This window comes from Corallococcus sp. NCSPR001 (genome assembly GCF_017309135.1).
GTDB lineage: Bacteria > Myxococcota > Myxococcia > Myxococcales > Myxococcaceae > Corallococcus.
In genome coordinates, this window is sequence record NZ_JAFIMS010000002.1 from 6563763 (window position 1) to 6583974 (window position 20212).

Annotated in this window: 17 protein-coding genes and 2 tRNA genes; 6 read left to right on the forward strand and 13 right to left on the reverse strand. The window is 67.8% G+C overall.

What is annotated here, in order from left to right; translation table 11 throughout:
- The first annotated feature begins 406 nt into the window (after positions 1 to 406).
- The gene (locus JYJ93_RS28350; protein WP_120588312.1) at positions 407 to 1495 is read left to right on the forward strand and encodes a diacylglycerol kinase family protein; all 1089 of its coding nucleotides are present in this window, start codon (positions 407 to 409) and stop codon (positions 1493 to 1495) included.
- Positions 1496 to 1564: 69 nt separating this feature from the next.
- Here the strand turns inward: JYJ93_RS28350 and JYJ93_RS28355 are convergent, their stop codons facing one another.
- From JYJ93_RS28355 to greB, 5 genes are all read right to left on the reverse strand, one after another.
- On the reverse strand, positions 1565 to 2326 hold the full coding sequence (locus JYJ93_RS28355; RefSeq protein ID WP_206797347.1) for a methyltransferase domain-containing protein: 762 nt from the start codon (positions 2324 to 2326) through the stop codon (positions 1565 to 1567).
- Positions 2327 to 2413: 87 nt separating this feature from the next.
- Complete coding sequence (locus JYJ93_RS28360; protein WP_014395757.1) at positions 2414 to 2731, reverse strand: DUF493 domain-containing protein; 318 nt, start codon at positions 2729 to 2731, stop codon at positions 2414 to 2416.
- A 34-nt stretch (positions 2732 to 2765) separates the two neighbouring features.
- Entirely contained in the window at positions 2766 to 4085 is a 1320-nt protein-coding gene (locus JYJ93_RS28365; RefSeq protein WP_206797349.1) for a PhoH family protein, read from the reverse strand.
- A gap of 190 nt (positions 4086 to 4275) precedes the next feature.
- Positions 4276 to 5271: a deacetylase gene (locus JYJ93_RS28370; RefSeq protein WP_206797351.1), complete on the reverse strand. Its 996-nt coding sequence runs from the start codon at positions 5269 to 5271 to the stop codon at positions 4276 to 4278.
- A gap of 9 nt (positions 5272 to 5280) precedes the next feature.
- Positions 5281 to 5820, reverse strand: coding sequence for a transcription elongation factor GreB (gene greB / locus JYJ93_RS28375; RefSeq protein ID WP_206797361.1), 540 nt, complete (start codon positions 5818 to 5820; stop codon positions 5281 to 5283).
- 188 nt (positions 5821 to 6008) lie between these two features.
- Between greB and JYJ93_RS28380 the strand changes: the two genes are divergently transcribed.
- A tRNA-Lys gene (locus JYJ93_RS28380) sits at positions 6009 to 6081 on the forward strand.
- A 12-nt stretch (positions 6082 to 6093) separates the two neighbouring features.
- A tRNA-Glu gene (locus tag JYJ93_RS28385) sits at positions 6094 to 6166 on the forward strand.
- A 96-nt stretch (positions 6167 to 6262) separates the two neighbouring features.
- Here the strand turns inward: JYJ93_RS28385 and JYJ93_RS28390 are convergent.
- Together JYJ93_RS28390 and JYJ93_RS28395 are read right to left on the reverse strand one after the other, a co-directional pair.
- A complete protein-coding gene (locus JYJ93_RS28390; protein ID WP_206797363.1) occupies positions 6263 to 7993 on the reverse strand; it encodes a DUF4268 domain-containing protein in 1731 nt (576 codons plus the stop codon).
- Between the two features lie 374 nt (positions 7994 to 8367).
- Positions 8368 to 9816 (reverse strand): FAD-dependent oxidoreductase, encoded by a 1449-nt coding sequence (locus JYJ93_RS28395; RefSeq protein WP_242543956.1) that lies wholly within the window; start codon positions 9814 to 9816, stop codon positions 8368 to 8370.
- 106 nt (positions 9817 to 9922) lie between these two features.
- Between JYJ93_RS28395 and JYJ93_RS28400 the strand changes: the two genes are divergently transcribed.
- Positions 9923 to 10501, forward strand: coding sequence for a hypothetical protein (locus JYJ93_RS28400; protein ID WP_206797366.1), 579 nt, complete (start codon positions 9923 to 9925; stop codon positions 10499 to 10501).
- A gap of 633 nt (positions 10502 to 11134) precedes the next feature.
- Entirely contained in the window at positions 11135 to 11803 is a 669-nt protein-coding gene (locus tag JYJ93_RS28410) for an IS630 family transposase (RefSeq protein ID WP_206788057.1), read from the forward strand.
- A 2-nt stretch (positions 11804 to 11805) separates the two neighbouring features.
- Here JYJ93_RS28410 and JYJ93_RS28415 read toward each other — a convergent pair whose 3' ends face one another.
- Both JYJ93_RS28415 and JYJ93_RS28420 read right to left on the reverse strand, forming a co-directional pair.
- Positions 11806 to 13170, reverse strand: coding sequence for an IS701 family transposase (locus JYJ93_RS28415; protein ID WP_206797368.1), 1365 nt, complete (start codon positions 13168 to 13170; stop codon positions 11806 to 11808).
- A gap of 49 nt (positions 13171 to 13219) precedes the next feature.
- Positions 13220 to 13831 carry a TetR/AcrR family transcriptional regulator gene (locus tag JYJ93_RS28420; RefSeq protein WP_206797371.1) on the reverse strand — a complete coding sequence of 204 codons (612 nt, stop codon included), beginning with the start codon at positions 13829 to 13831 and terminating at the stop codon, positions 13220 to 13222.
- 131 nt (positions 13832 to 13962) lie between these two features.
- Here JYJ93_RS28420 and JYJ93_RS28425 point away from each other — a divergent pair, with 131 nt between their 5' ends.
- Positions 13963 to 15087: an FAD-dependent monooxygenase gene (locus tag JYJ93_RS28425; protein WP_206797373.1), complete on the forward strand. Its 1125-nt coding sequence runs from the start codon at positions 13963 to 13965 to the stop codon at positions 15085 to 15087.
- Positions 15088 to 15149: 62 nt separating this feature from the next.
- Here JYJ93_RS28425 and JYJ93_RS28430 read toward each other — a convergent pair whose 3' ends face one another.
- The 4 genes from JYJ93_RS28430 to JYJ93_RS28445 all read right to left on the reverse strand — a co-directional run bounded on the left by JYJ93_RS28430 (position 15150) and on the right by JYJ93_RS28445 (position 20074).
- Positions 15150 to 16730 (reverse strand): DUF1501 domain-containing protein, encoded by a 1581-nt coding sequence (locus tag JYJ93_RS28430; protein ID WP_206797375.1) that lies wholly within the window; start codon positions 16728 to 16730, stop codon positions 15150 to 15152.
- 11 nt (positions 16731 to 16741) lie between these two features.
- Positions 16742 to 17779, reverse strand: coding sequence for a hypothetical protein (locus JYJ93_RS28435; protein WP_206797377.1), 1038 nt, complete (start codon positions 17777 to 17779; stop codon positions 16742 to 16744).
- Complete coding sequence (locus JYJ93_RS28440; protein WP_206797380.1) at positions 17779 to 19617, reverse strand: hypothetical protein; 1839 nt, start codon at positions 19615 to 19617, stop codon at positions 17779 to 17781. Before JYJ93_RS28440 ends, JYJ93_RS28435 begins: the two co-directional genes overlap by 1 nt.
- Before the next feature lie 145 nt (positions 19618 to 19762).
- Entirely contained in the window at positions 19763 to 20074 is a 312-nt protein-coding gene (locus tag JYJ93_RS28445; protein ID WP_206797382.1) for a MazG nucleotide pyrophosphohydrolase domain-containing protein, read from the reverse strand.
- Between the last annotated feature and the right edge of the window lie 138 nt (positions 20075 to 20212).

Consider the following 20212-nt stretch of genomic DNA (forward strand, 5'->3'; position numbering starts at 1 on the left):
CCTCTGGAAATGACTGCGTTTTTCCTGCGAAATCCCGATGTAAGCCCAACGTAACCACCCCCCCCGGCGTGTCAAACGCGAGGGCGGGTTTCCCCGTAGGCCCGGGCACCCAGCGCAAAGGTGATGACGCCCGCTGCGTAGCGCAGTGCGCAGGCCCCCAGGGCTCCACGGGCCGCTGCGTCACCCAATCGCCATCCGCGCGCCACGGGTGCGTAACGCGCTCTACACCGCCGTCACCCCGCGGTAGCAACCGGGCGGGCATTTTGGACACCAGCGGACCGTTCAACCCCTCGGAATCACTTCAACCCGTCCGGCTGACACCGCGCGTCAGGGGTTGGCGAGAAAAGTGCACAGTCCGAACCGCGTCATCGCTGTCATACCGCTCCCCGCCCCTCTGGAGTCGTCCATGCTGGTTCAGCCCCTGCGTTCCACGGACTTCCGCCGCTCCCCCGCGGCGCTTCCGTCCGCCGAACCGAAGGTCGCGGTGCTGCTGAACGCGAACGCCCGCAAGGTGGACGCCCGGGTCGTCAAGCTGCTGTCGCACGTGGTGCCGGAGGAGGACCTGTTCCTGTCGCGCTCGCCGCTGGACGCGCGGCGCATCGCGCAGACGGTGCTGGAGCGGGGCTACCCCACCGTCTTCACGGGCGGCGGCGACGGCACCTTCATGGGCTTCGTCAATGAGGTGCTGCAGCAGGTGGGCCCGCGCGGGAAGTTCGCCGGACAGGCCGCGCCGCGCTTCGGCATCCTCAAGCTGGGCACGGGCAACGGCATCGCGGCGTTCGTCAACGCGTCCAGCACCCGGGGCGACGGCATCCTCAACGACGTGGTGCGCGCCCGCGCGGCGGAGTTCCCCAGCGTGCGCACCATGGACCTGGTGCAGGTGGACGGCCAGCGCGCGCCCTTCGCGGGCCTGGGCGTGGATGGCAAGGTGCTCAACGACTACATCTCCGTGAAGGAGTCGCTGGGCAAGGGCATGTTCAAGCGGGTCATGTCCGGCGGTGGCGGCTACTTCTCCGCGGTGGCCTTCAAGACGGTGCCGCACTACCTCACCAGCTCCGTGCTGGTGGAGTGCGAAGTCGTCAACGGCCCATCGGAGGCCTACCGCCTGGGCGCGGAGGGCCAGACGGTGGGCGCGCCTCTGGCGCCGGGCGCGGTGCTCTTCCGGGGCAAGCTGATGATGGCCGCCGCGGGCACCATGCCCTTCTACGGCTACGGCTTCCGCATGTTCCCCCACGCGAATGACCGCCGGGGCTTCCTGCAGCTGCGCCTGGGCCAGGTGTCGCCCACGCAGGTGCTGGCCAACCTCCCCCGCCTCTGGAATGGCCGCTGGGCTCCGGAAGGCCTGCACGACTTCCACGCCCGCGAGGTCACCATCCGCTTCGCGCGCCCCATGCCCTTCCAGGTCGGCGGCGACGCGGCCGGCTACCGCGAGCAGGTCACGCTGTCCGTGGCGCCCGAGTCCATCGAGCTGCTCGACTTCAACGGCGTGCAGTAGTCGCGGTGCCGGCGGTTGAAGGGCCCGCGTCCTTGGGCCCTCCCCCACGCATCAACACTCCGACAGGCTTCAGCCGCGGTCGCGCGACGCCGGGGGCTTCTCACCCGGCTCCTTGCGACGGCCCACGGCGAACGCGTAGCTGACACCCGGCCGCTGGTTGTGCTCGCGGTGCAGGGCCAGCTCCTCGCGGAAGGTGGCGCTCTCCGCAGAGGCGCCCTCCGGCAGGTGCGCTTCCATGTCCTTGTAGAGCGCGTCCAGCTCCGTGTCGTGCAGCGACTCCACGGACTCCGGCTCGAAGCCGGCGGTCTCCAGCGCCTGGAGCAGCTCGCGCGGCAACAGCAGCGGCGCGCCCAGGCGCTTCTCCCAGAAGTCCAGCACGGGCTTGGGCGTGAAGCGGCCCACCTTCGCCGGGAAGGTGAAGCCCACGCGGCCGCGCTTGCCCAGCAGCGGGCGGAACACGCGCAGCGACATGTCCAGCGGGTAGTGCACGCGCCCCGGCACGAGGATGCCGTGGAAGGGGCCATCCAGCATGCCCAGCGCGTCCGGCGCCACGCGGCGGACCTCGATGCGATCCGACAGGCCCTGGGTGCGCACGCGCTCGCGGACGGGGGACACCAGGGCCTCGTCCGTGTCCACGGCCACCACGGAGCACTTGAGCTCCTGGGCCAGCAGCACGGCGGCGCTGCCCTCCGGGCCACAGCCGAGCACCAGCACGCGGGAGCCCTGCTCGAGCTGGGCCACCTTGGCGAAGCGGCGCGTGGCGTCGTCGGATCCGAACGCGCGCTGCGCCCCCGGCGGGTGGTACAGCGGGAAGTGCTCGGCGGGACTCATTCCACCCTCATATACGCACCCCGGCCGGACTTCCAGCCGCCGGCGGCCTCCGGGCGCCCTGGGGCATCCGGCCGCGCACCGCCTGCCTCACAGGTAGTAGACGATGCGGGGATCCTGGTGCAGCTCGGCGTAGATGGCCCGGCGCTGCTCCTCGGACAAGAGCAGCACGGACACGCTCAGGGACACGAACTTCCCCTTGCGGCTGTGCTGCACGTGGATGGAGTCCGGGGAGACCTCCGAGCCCAGCTTCCGCCGGAAGAGCGAGCGCACGTGCTCCTCGAAGCCGGGCGTCTCCTCGACCGTCGCCTTGCCCATCACCTTGTACTCGTAGACGGAGGGGTACTCGACGAGGGGCTTCTTCTCCTCGCCGGGGGTGTCGGGCTTGTCGGTGCCGTCCTGGGTCATGACACGTCTCTATCAGGCACGGGCCTTCGGCGCTCTACAGCAGGTTGGCCGCCAACTCGGCCAGCATGCTGCGCTCGCCCTTGGCCATGGTGATGTGGCCGGCGATCTTCTCGTTCTTGAAGCGGTTGACCACGTGCACGAGCCCGTTGTTCGTGGAGTCCACGTACGGGTTGTCGATCTGGAACGGGTCGCCGGTGAGGATGATCTTCGTGTTGTCGCCCACGCGGGTGAGGATGGTCTTCACCTCGTGCGGGGTGAGGTTCTGCGCCTCGTCCACGATGATGAACTGGTTGGGGATGCTGCGCCCGCGGATGTACGTGAGCGGTTCAATCTCCATCAGCCCCAGGTCGATGAGCTCATGGTGGCCGCGCCCGGCCTTCTTGTCCGCGCGGCTCAGGTTCATGAGGAACTCGACGTTGTCGAAGATGGGCTGCATCCAGGGGTTGAGCTTCTCCTCGACGCTGCCGGGCAGGTAGCCGATGTCCCGGCCCAGGGGGAAGATGGGCCGGCTGACCAGCAGCTTGTGGTACAGCCCCTCCTCCGTCACCTTCTGCAGGCCCGCGGCGATGGCGAGCAGCGTCTTGCCCGTGCCCGCCTTGCCGACAATCGTGACGAGCTTGATGTCGTCGTTGAGCAGCAGGTCCAGGCAGAAGGCCTGCTCCATGTTGCGCGGCCGGATGCCCCAGGTGCCTTCCTTGCTGTTGCGCGCGAGCGGCACCAGCCGCGCCTTGGCGCCGTTGAAGCGGGCCATGGCGGTGTGGGACGGGTTGAGCTCGTCCTTGAGCAGCACCAGCTGGTTGGGGAAGAGCCGGTCCTGGGCCGGGACCTCCACCTCGCCGCCGGGCTTGTAGAGCTGATCCACCATCTCCGTGGGGACGAGCAGCTCCGTGAAGCCGGTGTAGAGGTCGGTGATCTCGACGCGCTCGGTGTCGAAGTCCTGGGCGGACAGGCCCAGGGCGTCGGCGCGGATGCGCAGGTTGGTGTCCTTGGTGATGAAGACGGCCTGGGTGTCCGGCTCGGTCTCCATCACGTCCAGGGCCACCGCGAGGATGCGGTTGTCCACCAGGTTGCCATCCGCCATGGAGGACGGCAGCGAACGGTCGGTGAAGGCCACGCGGAGCATCCCGCCGTGCGGCAGCGGGACGCCCTCCTTCAAGGAGCCCTCGGCGCGGAAGGAGTCCAGGTAGCGCGCCACCAGTCGCGCGTTGCGCCCCAGCTCGGAGAGATCGCGCTTGAACTGATCGATCTCCTCGATGACGTAGATGGGGATGATGACGTTGTTGTCCTTGAACCCGTAGATGCTGCGGGGGTCATGGAGGAGGACGTTCGTGTCGAGGATGAAGTTCTTTCGCATCGAGGGCTTCGCGACCTGACCTGGTTCGGGTGCGATTGCTGACGGCGAGCGACGACCGTGGAGGACCGACACCGCTCAATATAGGCACCGAACGAGGGGCCACCAGCCGCATTCCCGTCCGGAAGTACGAAGGTCCGTCCGAAACAGCACGCCCCGCGCCAGATGAGAAACAGGGCGCTACAGCGGGCCCTCAGGACGTCGCGGCCGAGCGCAGCACCGCGGGCGCGGGGTCGCCAGCGTCCTGGTACGGCGACGCGGGCGCCAGCGGATCATACCCAAGGACCTCCACCACCCTTTCAGGCGGGGGGCCGGGGGGCATGCGGGCCCAGGGGAAGCGCGCCTGCAGCGCCTCTTCGTCCAGGGACAGCACCTGCTTCGCGTGGAAGCGCCAGGCCTTGTGCCAGCCGCCCGTGTCCAGCCGCCGGGCCACCCGCCGCGACAGGGGGCTGATCATCGGCGTGGGCGTGAAGAGGGCCGCTTGTCCCTGCGCGTCCCGCATGCAGCCCAGCTCCACCGCCCACGCCAGAAGCCAGCGGGGCCAGCCGCGGCCCGCGCGGCGAAGGGCGTTGAAGCGCCCCTGCGCGGCGCCGTCCGCGAAGGTGAAGCGCGGCTCGTAGACGCACGCGGCGGAGAAGGTCGCGGGCATCAGCGCCACGCCTTCCGCGCCGATGCGGCGGGCCATGAGGTGCAACAGCTCCAGCAGGTCGCGCGACAGGGAGAGGCCGGGGTGGAGCTGTCCCGGGAGTGGCGGACGGTTCCAGTCGAAGGGGCGCCCCGGGTGCTGCAAGAGGAGGCTGTCCACGTAGAGCAGCGGCGCCTGCGCGGCCGAGCGGGTGAAGCCGACCTCCGCGCCCAGGGCCTGGCGCAGGGCCAGGTCCACGACGGGCGAGTGGAAGCGCCGGCTCATCACGGTGATGCGCGGCTGGAACGGATCCTGGCAGGACAGGCGCAGTTCGACGGGGCCCACCCGCTCCTCCAGGCGCTGCGCGAAGCCGTAGGCCTGGAGGGCGCGCTCCAGGCCCTCGCGGCTGTAGGTGCCGAACGCCAGGCCCACGCGGTCGCCGCCGGACTCCAGGCCCAGGTCGTCCAAAGACAGGGACTCCTCCGCGGATGCGGCCAGGTCCACGCTGCTCAAGCGCGAATAGGTGCGGCGAGCATGGGAGCTGAGCTCTGGCGTCCGGGGCATGGGAGTGTCCTAGTCGTAGCGGATGTCCACCAGGGTGAGCTCAATCTCACCCCGTGGGCGCCGCACCTCCACGGTGTCGCCCAGGGTCTTGCGCAGGAGCGCGCGGCCCATGGGTGACTCGACGCTGATGCGGCCTCCGGAGGCGTCGATCTCGTCCGAACCGACAATCTGGTACCTGCTGCGGATTCCGCCCTCGTCCTCCAGGGTCACGGTGGCGCCGAAGTAGACTTTCGAGCGATCGCCCTGTTCCGAGGGGGTGACGATGGTGGCGGTGTCCAGGCGCTTGGAGAGGAAGCGGATGCGCCGGTCGATCTCCCTCAGGCGCTTCTTGCCGTAGATGTATTCGGCGTTTTCTGAACGGTCGCCCTGGGCGGCGGCGGCGGAGACCTCGGCGGTGACCTTGGGGCGGGCCTCGTTGAGCAGTTGGAGCAGCTCGCGGTGCATGCGCTCGGCGCCCGCGCGGGTGAGGTAGCGGCGGAACGGGGCCTGCTCCCCTGCCTCTTCGTCCTCGGAGCTGTCGTCGGGCGGTTCGGGAGCTTCCTGGGCCATGCCCCGTGTATAGCGCCGGACGCTGACAGGTGGCGGGAGCCGGGCGGCCGGATGTTCACCCGGGGGCGGGGCGGAGCGTGTCAGGAAGGGGCGTCTGCGATCGCCAGTGGAACTCCCCGGGCGCTGCTGGTAGGAAGCGCCTCGCGGGGCCGCTGGCGGATCCGCAGCCGGTGCAAAAAAAGAATAGCGAGTCGCTAGCTCAGCTGGTAGAGCACCGGCCTTTTAAGCCGAGGGTCGGGGGTTCGAGCCCCCCGCGACTCAAGCAGTGACGACGTCCCCGTCGTCTAGAGGCCCAGGACGCTGGCCTTTCAAGCCGGTAACACGGGTTCGAATCCCGTCGGGGACACTGAAGGACCGAGGCCGGAAGCCGCTGAGACCCAGCGGTTTCCGGCCTCGGTCTTTTCTGGCTCCTGCACGACTTGGTTCACAGAGCCAGTGCCGGTCAGGGTTCCTCGGTGAGGAGCATGCGGAGCATCTGCTGGTCCACGCGCGGTGCCAGAGCCTCATGGAAGCGCACCACCTTGTCCACCGCCCACATCCGCAGCGCTTCAAGTTCGGCTGGCGCGTCCGTGATGACGCCTCGATGGTAGACGGCGATGCGTGAGGCACGCTTGTTATCGAGCCGCTCCCACTGGATGGACGTGCCCACGAGGGTCTCGATGGCCTGGCGGTCCGCGAGCAACCTGTCAAAAAGGGCCTTGTTGTCCGCGGCGCTACCGTTGTCGATGTAGAGTTCGACGCGGAAACGGTCGCGCAGCGCGAAGGACACTCCCAGATGGGCAGCCGCCGTGTGTCCCTCAGGGAGGTCCACCAGCCAGAGCCAGCTCGTCACTGGGGACTTCACGCTCCTTAGAGCAAGCTTCGTCTTCGCACGCAGGTCGTTCTGCAGCGCGGTATTGAAGGCGAGATAGAGCTGGTCGCGCTCGCGGATGCGCGCGAAGGTGACGCGACTCTCACTCAGGTTGATATCGGCGACTCGCCAGCTTGCCTCAAGCCACAGGCGGGACTGGATGTGGCTCTGCGCATCGTTCGCCCACCATGAACGATGCCTCCGGGCGGAATCCGGAAGGCGCCCTCGGATGATGTGCTGAATCTGGTCGAAGGACAGGTCAAGGCGCTCGACCCCGGCAGGCTGGGCCGTGAGGTAGAGCGCGAGCCGCGCATACCGGCTCTCATCCGGCTGCTCCAGTTCCGCCGTCGGTTCAATCTGCTCAAGGGCCGCAGGCGGAGGCGGAGGCGGGATGGGAGTGACGATGGAAGCGAGGGGAGTCGCCGGCCCGGCCGGACGCTTCAACGTGAGTCGATCCTTGGCCCGCGTCAATTGCGCATTGCAATAACGAAGGGCGTCCCTCTCCATGGGAGAAGGCTTCCTGCGGAAGTGGGCCAGGGCGTTGCGCGTTTCACGTACCTTGTCGAGCAGGTCCTTGATGCTCTTGCTGTCCCCCAACACGCTGCTAAGCCGGTCCCATCTCCCGCCGTCGACGAGCATTTGGGTGAAGTCATTGAAGCTCAGATCGTCGAGCGTCTGTCCAACCTGCGACGGGTATTCCTCGTTGAAGGCCGTATGTAGTTGCGGTTCGTCGAACTTCCCATTGCTCGCGGTGGCCCTGAGGTAGCGGTTGACGATAGCCCGAACCGACCTGAAGGTCTTTTTACGGCCTCCCGCCATGTCGGCGATGAGCTTGCTGAGGGCGGCACCATCCGGCTCACCGGCTTCGTTGGTGAAGGCAAACCGGATGAGGTCCTTGAGCGTGCCCTCCACGTCCTCGAGCAACATCATGTCTTCGTACCGGTTCCGGAAGAACTCGGTCGCGTCGAAGCTCGTGACGATGCCGGTCAGCTTGTTGTCGGCATTGACGACAAGCACCGCGTTGTTCTCGCCGAGGTGATCGAGCGCCTCGAAGAGGTCGGCATCGAGTTCAAAGACATCGAATCGCTCGTCAGTCGCATCAAGGATCCGGAGGTCAGCCAGCTTCGTTCCCAGATGGCTCAGCGCGCGCAAGATGGTGCCGTTGGTGATGAGCCCAAAGGGCTGGCCATCTTCTTTCACGACTGGGAGCTGACTGAAGTCGTTTTCACGCATCCGCGCGTACGCCTCCCAGGCTGACTCATCAAGCTTCGCGGTGACGGGCATGCCCCTGTCACCGATGAGATCCTTGACTGTAAAAGGCATGGCAGTCCTCCCCCTGCGGGTCCTACGGCACTCCGGCACGATAGCGGACGGGAGCCCGGTTCCTCGGGGAAAAATCACTCGTTTCACCCCAGTTCCTGGACCTCCTGAGGGCGGGGCCCATCTGGATGCTTCACTTCGCGCTGGCACGTCTGCTTCGCGTGCGCGGCCTCCCGGCGTTCGGGGGCCGTTACGAACCGGCGGCTTTCGAGGCTCCGAAGCGAAAGCGGCGCTGCGGATCGTCCCTCCGGCGCTGCTCTTCCTGCTCGGCTTTCTCTTCTGGGCGAGCGCCCTCAGCCAAGCTCGGACACCAACCTCGGAAGTCGCCGTCGAGAGCGGCTCTCTCGCGGACGCATCGAGGGCCCGGGCCGCAGCGGCTACCCCGTGGACTTCTGGACCGGGACAGGGCTTGGACGCGGGGGCGTGAGCGGGGGAGGCCGTGTCTCGGTATTCGCCAGCCGCTCCAGAGGGCGGAGGAGCGACATGACGCCATGGCCCAACACGGGCAAGGCCACGGAAGGCTGGAGAACCGCCTCCAGCCCCGCGTGCAGGTGCAGGATCCGGTAGAACTGGCGATGGACGTGTGCGTCGGTCGACGTGCGCTCCATCAACCGCAAGATGTACCAGTGCAGCAAACCCAGCCCGAAGGGCCGCTTCCCGACGGCCTGCGGATACAGCAGGTCCATGCCCGTGCCCAACAGCCACGGGAGCCGGATGACTTCAGGCAGCCGCTCGCGGAAGCGCTGCGCCAGGCCCGAGAGCTCGCCTCGTTCGGCCTGCTCTCGAAGGCAGGTGTCCAGCAGCTCGGCGCCAAGCCCCGCCACCGACATGCCTTGCCCGTAGAGGGGGTTGAAGGCACACGCGGCGTCTCCCAGGATGGCCAGCCCCTCGGGAAAGCGGGGCAGCTTCTCGTAGTGCCGCCACCGGCAGTCCTTCACCTTGTGCTGGGAGATGGGCCCTATCGGCGTGGCCTCTTTCAAATAGTTGTACAGGTCCGGACGCGTCAGTGAGCGCGCGTACTTGAGGAACCCCGCGTACTCGGTGGGCGCGTGCTCCCCGAAGTAGCCATTGAGGGTGACGAGCCACCGGCCTCCCTCGACGTGTGAGATGAAACCCGCGCGCCAGGCCTTGGGAGGACTTGGATAGAGGAAGAGCGCCTTCCATTCCTTCTGGAAGTGGGGCGGCGGCTCGTGCAGGCACGTCGTGTAGGAAAGGTCCACGAGGACCTGCTCTTCCTCTGGGCGCGCGTAGCCAATGGCTTCCAACCATTGAGGCATCCGCGAGCCCCGGCCACTGGCATCCACGACGAGGTCCGCCTCCCACGACTCCTCGCCCTGGGGTGTCTTGACCCGGACGCCCGTGATGCGCCCCGTGCCCTTCTCGTCGCGGATGAGCCCTTCGATGGAGCAGCCCTCGCGCACCGCGACGTTGGGCCGCGCCTTCACCCGGCGCAGGACGTTCCACTCGAGCAGGGGCCGGGTGCACAGCAGCCCGGGGATGCCGCTGGTGTGGCGCAGCTTCCACACCCCGAAGTGGTGCCAGGCGAGGTCTCCACTCGAGTCGATGAACTCGGCGCCCTGGACCTGGAGCTGCTCGAACAGGTCCGGGAAGTACTTGTCGAGGATGCGCCGGCCCGTGTCCAACAGCACGTGGATGTGTGGCCCTTGCGGAACACCTTTGCGCGCGGCGGGCCCCTCCCCCCGGACATCCCGCTCCACCAGCGTCACCTTGTCGAAGTGGTCCGCGAGCACCCGCGCGCTCAGGAGCCCCGCCATGCTGCCGCCAATGACCACGGCGCTTCCAAATCTGCGTCCAGGGGTTTCCAAGTCCCAAGCCTCCACGGTTTCAGGTCGTGGCGCTGCTGCTCAGAGAGGTCCACCTTCCCCAGAGCCGCTCGCCACCGCCGGGGAGATTGCACCTCACCGGTCTGACATGCCCTCTCGGCCTCGGGGCATGCGCCCCAACGGCACCATCGTCCTGGCCGGTGGCTCCTACAACAACACCACGGTGGAGCTGTACACGCCCACCACCGGCACCTGGGGCACGGTGGGGTCGCTCGCGCAGTCGCGCAGGAACCATCCCACCGTCGCGCTGCCGGACGGCCGCGTCCTGTTCCTGGGCGGAACGGGCACCAGCAGCACGGGCTCCATGGTGCCGCTGGCCAGCATCGAGAAGTTCGACCTGTCCCCTCCGCCGTGCACGCCGACGACGTGCGCCGCGCAGGGCAAGAACTGCGGCACCCTTTCCAACGGCTGTGGCGGCACGCTGAGCTGCGGCACCTGTGGCTCGGGGCTGACGTGCACCAACAACGTCTGTGGAACGGGCGCTCCCGCCTCCTGCTCCCATGACGTGTGCACGTCTGGCACCGCGCTGAGCAATAGCTGCGGCACCTGCGCGAACAAGGTGTGCACGATCGATCCGTTCTGCTGCAACTCGGCCTGGGACAGCATCTGTGTCAGCGAGGCCAACACCAATTGCGTCATCACGCAGCCCGGCTGCGTCGCGCAGTAGCAACGGGCCCGACGCGTCCGGCCCACTCACGGATGCGGAGGGCCGCTTCACCTCGGGCCTGGAGACGGACCCCATCGAGGCAGGCAGGAACGAGGACGACGACGCGCCGGCGAAGCACTAGTCCTCGTCCCGGATGAAGTCTGCCGAGGCTGCATGTTGGCCCAAGTAGGAGGGTCGACATGCAGGAGCCTGGCGTGAAGCTGAAGCAGGCGGAGAAGGAGGCGCTGGACGCGCTGATGCGCCGGGGCCGGCATTCGGTGCGGGTGTTGAAGCGAGCACGGGCCCTGCAGTTGCTGGGGGAAGGCTGGACGGGTGTGGCCGCTGCAGAAGCTGCGGGCCTCTCGGAGCGGACGGTGCGGCAGGTGCGAGGGCGCTACCGGCGCGAAGGCCTTGATGCTGCCCTCCAGGAGAGGCCACGGCCTGGGCGCCAGCGACGCTTCACTCCCGGGCAGGCCTCCCAAGTCGTGGCGCTGGTGTGCAGCAGTCCACCGGAGGGATATGCCCGGTGGACGCTGAGCCTGCTGGTGCGTGAAGTCGTAGGACGGGGAATCGTGCCTCACGTAGGCATGGAGACGGTGCGCGAGCTCCTGCAGCGGCATGACTTGAAGCCGTGGCGGGAAAAAAAGGTGGTGCGTGCCCAGCCTGGATGCCCAGTACGTCCAGCGCATGGAGGACGTGCTGGCCCTTTACGAGAAGCCCTTCAGCCGACGTGAGCCCGTCGTCTGCTTCGACGAGAGGCCCGTACAACTGCTGGACTCCAAGCGAGACGTGCTGCCCATGCACCCTGGCGCTGTCGCTCGGCGTGACTTCGAATATGTCCGGTGTGGCACCGCCAATCTCTTCTGCGCGGTGGAGCCGCAGACAGGGCGCCACTTCGTCAAGGCGACGCGCTGCCGCAAGGCCGCTGATTTCGCGGAAGCGGTGCGGGACCTGGCGCGCCGCTACCCCAACGCCCGAAAGATTCACCTCGTGCTGGACAACCTCAACATCCACACACGTTTCTCGCTGACACGTCGCTTTGGATGGAAGCAGGGCCTGCGCCTGTGGAGTCGCTTCTGCGTGCACTACACGCCTGTGCACGGCAGCTGGCTCAATCAGGCTGAAATCGAGGTGAGCCTCGTCTCGCGTCAATGCCTGGGACACCAGCGCATCGCTTCCGTGGAGACCCTGCGCGACAGGACTCGCGCCTGGGAACGCGATGCCAACCGCCACCGCGTTCCCATTCGCTGGGCCTTCACCACCGCCAAGGCCCGGCACACCTTCCACTACCAACCGGAGGACTTCATCCGGGACGAGGACTAGTACTACTTGATCAGATGCGTGACGGTCCTCGAGGAGGAGCGCGAGCGCCGAGTCTGCGGAGGCACAGCGGACAATGGCCGAGGCGGCGCAGTAGCAGATGCTGAAGCCGCCGACGCACCTGGGGCAGCGTCCAGGGAATCCTCCTCCGGGGGAAAAAGCGCTCGACGGAGCGCGAGGAAGCCATGGGCCACCATGCAAAGCGTGGCGTGGTGGTGAAAGCCTCTCCAGGTGCGGCCTTCGAAGTGGTCCAGGCCGACTTCGCCCTTCATCTCCTGGTAGTCACGTTCCACGCGCCAGCGCAGCTTCGCCAGGGTGACGAGGCGTTTGAGAGGCGTGTCTTCCGGCAGAGACGAGAGGTAGTACTTCGTTGGCGCGGCCTCGCCCGGCGGCCACTCGCACAAGAGCCACTCGGGAGCGCCGGGCGCCTTGCGCACGACATGGCCTTCAGCCACCTGGATTCGCACCGCGGCGAAGGTGGACGACTGCGTGCCGCGGCTGCCCTCGCGCCAGCTGATGCGGCGGTACTCCTCCTCGGGCAACTGGCGCGCCAGCTCTTCAATCGTCCAGGGTTGCACGCCCTTGTCGTCGACGAAGCGAGTCCTGGGGCGTCCGTACGTGCCCGCCTTCTTCACCGGCAGGTGCGGCGTTGCACCCGGAGGCCACACCTTGTGCTGCCCAGGCACCGCGACGAGGTAGGGCAGGCCGCGTGCCGTGAGTCCTTCGCGAAACTCCCGGCAGTTGCCATACCCCGCATCCGCCAGGACGACGTGCTTACGCACGCCCCACTTCAGCGCGTCATCCAACTGCGACAGCGCCAGTTCCCATTTTCGCGTGGCGCCTACCTCCTCGGGAACTCCGGCCGCCTTGCGCCGCGCCTTGTCCGACACCCACTCCTCGGGCAGGTACAACCGCATGCCAATGCACCCGCTGCCGCGTGCCCCAGCCAGGTGCAGACTAACGGCCACCTGGCAGTTGTCCGTGCGCCCCAGCGTCCCCGAGTACTGACGGGCGACTCCCACCGAATGCTTCCCCTTCTTCGGAAAGCCCGTGTCGTCCACCACCAGTGCTTCCACCTCTGGCAGCCGCTCTTCCAGCTTCCGCGCCAGTCGCTCCCTCAGCGCCTCGTCGCTCCACGTCCCTTGCGAGACGCACTGCTGCAGTCGCTGGCGCATTGCCTCGACTTCCCCGGCATCCTCCACCAGCCGGGCCGCCATCGGCTCGATGCTCTTGCGCTCCCCATCCAGCAGCAGGCCCGTGACGTAGGCCTCCATGGCGCGCCGTCTCTCCAGTCGCCCCATGCCGGCGACCATCTCTTCAAGATAGGCGCCCAGCGCCTCATCCAGCTTCTTGAGCTGCGCGGGTGTCATTCCAACCGTAGATCACATGGGGCCCCTGCATTCAAGTGACCGGGTAGTACTAGACGCCCGCCGCCATTCCTTCAACGGCCGCGAAGCCCTGATCGATCAAGGTGAAGAACGCAATCTCCGCCTTCTTCGCGGAGCCTCCGCGTTCGACCACGCGGACGGCCTCCTGGCGAGCCGTGCGCACCGTCAGCACGATCATGCCGGCCGCGAGCCGCGCGAGGCCCTCCGGCATCGCACCGGCGAGTTCGAGCGCGAGCCCCTCTGCCGCTTCGTCGTTGAGCTCGCGGAGCCGCGCCTCGAGTGACGGGCTCGCCGTGACGAAGCGCCAGAAGTCAGCCGTATGGCGGTCGAAGCGGGCCAACGGATGCTTCTGCTCTCGCAGCCTGCCCATGAGCGCGCGGAGCTCGGCGATGGGAGGTTGCCCTGGCGGCCTCGCGCGAATCGCCTCGCGAAAGAAGACCAGCTTCAAGTCATCCTGGCGATCGAGCATGAGGTCCTCCTTGCGCCCGAAGTAATTGATGACCGTCATCTTGGAGACGTCCGCGGCGGCAGCGATCTCGTCGAGCGTCACCGCCTCGAAGCCCCGCGCGAGGAATAGCTCCGTCGCCACATCGGAGATCCGCTGCCGGGTTTCGCGCTTCTTGCTCTCACGTCGCTCGCCCATGCTCCGGATTCTAGCGAAGCGCCTCCGACCTGGAGGGCGAATTTTTATACCCGGTCAAAGAATTCCTTGCGAAAACTTTTACCGGGTACAATGTTTTTGCCGCCAGAATCCGGCCATGCAGTGGAGAAGTCATGAGCGCGAATGGAAGAAAGGTCCTCATCTCCGGCGCGAGCTTCGCCGGGCTCTCGACCGCGTTTTGGATGAGCCGCCTCGGCTACGAGGTCACCGTCGTGGAGGTCGCGCGCGGGCTCCGGACGGGCGGCACGGCCGTCGACATCAAGGGCAACACCGTCCACATCGTCCGGCGCATGGGCCTCTTCGAGCAGATCCGGTCGAACCGATTGAGCCTGCGGCGGTGGGACCTGAAGAACGAGCGAGATGTCACGGAGCGCTCGATGGTCTTGAGAGAGGAGGGTGAAGCGCCCTCGGAAGATGCGTTCGAGATCGAGCGAACCGTTCTGCTGAACATGCTGTTCGACGCCGTGAAGGACCGCATTGAAGTCGTCTTCGACGACAGCATCACCGCGCTGAGCGAGACGAAAGACAGCATCGAGGCCACGTTCGCCAGGGGCGCACGACGCACGTTCGACCTGGTGTTCGGCTGCGACGGTGTTCACTCCGCCGTGCGTCGGCTCTGGTTCGGCGACGAAGCCCGGTACCTGCATTTTCTCGAGCAGTACTTCTCGATCACCATCGTGGACAAGCTGCTCATCGAGCGGAACACCGCGCAGATGTTCAACGTGCCGGGCAAGGCGGTGATGCTCAACGCCTACAAGAACAACACGGACATCATCTTCGCGTTCGCTTCCGACAAGGAGCTCCCGTACGACCGCCGCGATGAGGAGGCGCAACGGCGGATCGTCGTGGACCGGTTCGCTGGGACGGGCTGGAGGACGGCGGAGTTGCTCGAAGAGGTGCGGGGCTCGAAGAGCTTCTACTTCGACAAGCTGTGCCAGATACGAATGCCTTCCTGGACGAAAGGCCGGGTCGCCCTGGTGGGCGATGCGGGGTACTGCCCTTCACCCGCTGCCGGCATGGGGGGCTCGTTGGCCATCGATGGCGCGGCCGCGCTGGCGGATGCGATGCGAGAGCACGACCGCGACTTCGAACTCGCGTTTAGCGCCTACGACGAGCGCTTCCGCCCGTTCGTCGAGCAGGTCCAGACGGAGGCCGTGAGGACCGGACTCGAGTCCCTCGTTCCAAGGACCGAAGAGGCCATCCGCGCGAGGAACGCGCGGACCGACTCCGCCTTCTGACAGGAGAGCAACGCCCAGGGCGCCTTCCCTGCACCCTGGGCCATCCCCTCGCCCGGTCGGGACTACGCCTTCCGGAGCCCCACGACCTCGCCGTAGCCGCCGGGGATGAAGAACTCGTGCGTGTCCATGCCCAGGATGCGCAGCGCGGTCGTCACCGCGTCCGCGGAGCGGGGCACGCGCTTCGAGGCCTGGCCGTTCTCCTCGATGATGTCCACCGGGACGCCGAGCCCGCGCGGGGTGTACGAGCCCACCTGCCGGTTCCCCGCCACGTTCCCTCCCGCGAAGCAGATGGACGTGTAGGGGTGGTGATCGTCCGGCAGGTAGTAGCTGCCGTCGCTGCTGCGCGAGGCCCAGCTCCGGCCGAACTCGCTCATCACCAGCACGAGCGTGTCGTCGAGCAGCGTCTTGCCGGGCTTGCCGGGCGCGGGCGCGGCCTTGAGCTCGCCGAGGAAGCGCGCGACGTTGTCCATCATCCCGCGTCCGTGCGCGCAGCTGTAGCCATGGCCCAGGCCGTTGTGCGTGTCGAAGTCCTGCTGCAGCGACACGTGCACCGAGGTGCAGAGGTCCGCCTTGAGCAGGCGCAGCGCCAGGTCCATGCGCGCGTCGAGCCCCGTGAGGTGGAAGTTCGCGAGGCCGAAGGTGTACGTGAACGACTGGTTGGACAGGTAGCTCGACAGGTACGCGGGGCGGTTCGAGGTCATCATCTCGATGCCCTTCGTCTTCTCCAGCACGGACACGACGTCCGTCGCGAGCACGCGCGACACCGACGACAGCGAGCCGTGCAGCCCCTCCAGGTAGTTGTCCACCTTCGCCGTCGAGTGGCCCAGGAGCTGCTGGGCGCGCGTCAGCGAGAAGCGCTCGATGGCCGTCGTCTTCAGCGTGCCCCCGGTGGGCTTCCCGCGCGCGTCCAACTCGGGCGCCTCGGTGCGCGCGTCGAGCCCCGTCCACCACGGGTTGTCCGAGGGCTTCGCCGAGAGCATCGGCTTGAGCGCCTCGATGGACGGCACGCGCAGGGGCGAGGCGTGGGAGGGCAACCCCATGCCCACCGGCATGCCGCGCTCTCCGGTGACGACGACGAAGGGCAGCGGCCGGCTCTCGCGGTACTTCTGGTACAGGTGGTTCGCGATGACCGAGTGCACGGCGGGCGCCCGGTAGTCCGCGCCGGCGACACCACACATCGCGGAGATGAACGCGCTCGAGTGGTCGTTGGTGCCCTGGTCGATGCCGTGCAGCACGCTGAGCTGATCCGCCAGCGCGAAGTGCGTGTAGCCGTACATGAGCGGGCTGTAGTTGCCGCGCGCGGCCGGGTCGGCGGGGTTCCACGACTGCCACGTCCGCAGCGGCTTGTAGGAGCCGTCCGGAGGCGCGAGGTTCACCAGCTGGCTCGCCTGGAAGAAGACGGGCTCGCCGCTGTGGTTGGAGGGCGTGGGGACGCAGAGCGGGATGTCCGCGTCCTCCATCGGGGTGAAGTAGTACGCCGGCCGGTAGCCGCCGGGGATGTAGAGCACCACGAGGCGCGAGGGGACGTCGACGTCCGCGGCGTGCGCGGTGCTCGAACCGAGGAGCCCCGCGCGATCGAGGAGCGCGAGCTGTCCCGCGCCGAGGGCCCACTTGAGCAGGGTGCGACGAGAGGTGTTCGGCATGGTGTCCTCGCTCAGTAGGTGATCCACATCGGGTGACGGATGAGCGCCGCGCAGACGCCAATCCAGGCGAGGCGCGTGTTCTGCGCCTCCAGCGGCAGGTAGACCTGTTCGTACAGCGCCTGGGCCTCCGCGTCCGAGGGCGGCTGGCCGAGCATGCGCAGGTAGAGCGAGCCCAGGTTCTTCCGCACCGCGTCCGGGTTGCTCTTGGAGGTGTCGGCGAGCGTCACGTAGCGCAGCACCGCCGGGTTGTTCTTCTTGTCCACGGCGCGCGCGCACCACGCCTGGGACATCTGCACCAGCGTCTGCGCGGCGGACGGACCGAAGCTCACGTCCCGCTTGCGGTACAGGAGCGAATTGCCGCCGCCGAGCGCCTCGAAGCGCTCGACGCTGCGCGAGTCGGAGACGTACTCGCCCGAGATGCCGGGGGCCCAGTCCCCGGGCCAGATGAAGAACTTGCCGCCGTTCGCCACGTACGGCTTGTTGCGCCAGTTGGCGTCGGTGGTGCTGACGAAGTCCTCGAGGGTGAGCCCGAGCTGATCCATCAGGCTGATGATCATCTCCTCGGCGGTGAGCCGGCGGACGCTGAACTCCTCCGCGACGGGGGCCTCCAGTTGCGCGGGCGTGGCCGGCAGGTTCCGGATCCAGTCCTCCACCTGCGCGATGGTCAGCGTGACGCGGCCGCTGCCGACGAGCTCGTTGTACGGCTGCCCGGGCGGCATCTGGGGATAGCTGCCGGGGGCCACGCCGTTCAGCAACTGGATGAGCATGCTGTTCCCGGGGTCGCCGCGCTTCACGTACTTCTCGTTGTAGACGAGCCCGTTCTCGAAGGCGGTGAGCGAGGCGAAGAAGGGCTTGTTGCCGGTGAGGTGGCAGCCCTGGCACGCGGGCGCGAGCGCGAGACGGATCTCGTCGTTCTTGCTCACGGCCGCGCAGCTGTCGCCGCCCGGGTCCTCCGGCGAGTCACCGGGCGCGTCCCAGATCTTCCCGTCGCAGCTCACGGCGAGGAGCGCGACCGCGGCGCCCATCAGGGTCGAACGCAACGTGTTCATCACAGGCCCCTCCGCAGCTCGGGCTGTTCGAAGAGATATCGGATGAAGGGTCTCAGCTGCCGGTCGCCCGCGACGAACTCCCGCGCGAGCTTGTCGATGAAGCCCTTCTCCGTGGCCGGGTTCAGGTCGCGGCCGATGAACAGCGAATACATCTTGCGCGCGACGCAGCGGTCGAACTCGCCGGAGCGCACGACGAGCTTCCCGAAGCCGAGCGGGCCCATGGTGCCGTCGCCGTGCTCGCCGAGCAGCGTGTACGTGTCGGGCATCGTGTCGAGCAGCACCGCCTCGGGGTTGGCCTTCACCTGCTCGGGGGTGACGGGCGTGAGGAGGGTGTTGGGGACGAACGCGTTCTTCCAGCGGTAGCCCGGCGAGGTGCCGGTGTACGGGTACTGCCCGGACAGCCAATCCTTGGTGATGCGGTAGCGGCCCACGCCCGGCATGAAGGGCCACGGGACGTAGAAGCTCTGGGCCGGGTTGAAGTCCCAGCGCTTGAAGGAGATGGCCGCGGGGTCGAGCGTCCGGTGGCAGTGCAGGCACGTGCCGCCGGTGCCGGGGTCCACCTCCAGGGGCGGGAAGTGCACGTCCGCGGGCGGTGGCGAGAAGCTCTGGCAGGCGAACATCTCGAGGAAGCGCGCGGCCCGGACGCGCTCGCGCGGGAAGGACGACAACGAGCCGATCATGGTGAGCACGCCCGCGGTGGGGAGGCCCTGGGGCGCGTCGGTCGTGGTGCGCGGGTCGAAGCGGTAGGTGCGGTCGATGCTGCCGGAGCGCGCCCGGTCCGGGGTGAGCGCGAGGTGGAAGGGCTCCAGGTCCTCGACCACGAACTCGCGCCACGCCTGCGGATCATTCAGCGTGGGGTGCAGCGGGTCGCGCGGCGCGTTGTCCGCGTCGGGACGCCACCACGTGGTGTTCTTGTCCAGCGCGCTGTTGCCCATCTGCCGGCCGAAGCGCACGTACAGCGCGCGCAGCCAGTTGGTGCCGACCGAGTAGTTCCCGAGGATGAGGTCCGAGAGCGGCCGGTCGTGCCACGCGAGGTGCGCGAAGAGGCGCGCGGGCTCCTCGTAGGGGTGCCGGCGCTGCATGCCGAAGTCGTGGTTGCTGTTGCCCTGGAGGCCGGAGAGCGGGCTGCACCACACCAGGTTCGGACCGCAGCCGCACGCGGGGGGCAGCATGGGGTCGTAGTAGCCGCCGTTCGCGAGGCCGCAGTCGACCGGCTGGCCCTTGCTGTCGGTGACCTGGGTGACGTCGGAGCCGGCCTTGCCGAGCACGGTGACGGTGGTGCCCGGCGCCCACCAGGGCTCCACCTGGTGCACCTCGGGCACGGCGGGGTTGCCGTCGGCGTCCTGGTCCTGGCACTGCCTGGCCGGGTCCTTCGAATCGCCGAACTCGTGCACGGCGTAGTACGCGCCCGCGTGCGCGGTGTTGGCGGCGCACTTGAAGAGGTGGCCGGACATGTCGCCCTGGTAGGCGTCACCCGCCGCGCCGGTGGTGTATGCGCCCACCGCGAGCCACTCGTGGCCGAAGTTCACCATCCGCTCGTAGAACTTCGGCGAGGCGAGCGCGGCCTCGAGCGTGGAGCGCAGGATGGATTCCCGCGACTCGGGTGTGGTCGCGGCCGCCATCGCCTCGTACTGCTCGACGGTGGGCGTCGTCCCCGTGAGACCGAGGACGACGCGGCGCAAGACCCGCGTGCCGCTCATCTGGTCATTGAGAGGGACGGCGGGGGGAGGTGCTTCGGGGCCACATTGTTGTGCGTGCGCGTCGACTCCGGTGAGTCCGGACGCCGCGAAGAGCACGGCCAGCAGGGCCGCGCGCTTCAGGTGCAAGTGCCAGTGCATATGCACGAACGATACACCGGACGCATGACTCCATGACACAGGAGGCGCGCTCCGGGCCCAGGAGCGCAGGCGGTGGAAGTGATGGCCCTCGCCATCGAAGATGCTCCACGCGCCCGCGCACGCGGGCCTGGGTGAGCTAGCTTCATCACCAGGTGCGCTGCTGATTGCGCGCGTTCTTCTCCCGGAAGGCCTGCTCCAGGTCCACGCCCGCGCGGTTGGCGATGGCCAGGAGGTAGTTGAGCACGTCCACCAGTTCCTCCCCCACGTGCTCGCGAGACGTCGCCTCGGAGGGCCTCTTCTCGTACTGGCGCACCGCCTTGAAGAGCTCACCCACCTCCTCGCCCATCCGGAAGCAGTTGAGGACCAGGTCCTGCTGGAGCCAGCCGTGCAGCGACTCCAGGTCGTGGATGTATCGCTGGTAGTCCTGCATCGCGGCGCGCTCGGGAAGTTCGATCATGCCCCCGTGCTCCGTCAGTGGAGGGTGGCTGTCAACTCCGAACGGCGACGGCAGACGCGCTGTCTTCATCCTGCGCGGAGGACCATGGTGGCGCCCCCCCCGCGCTCCGCATTCCCATGATGAAGACAGTCGACGGCA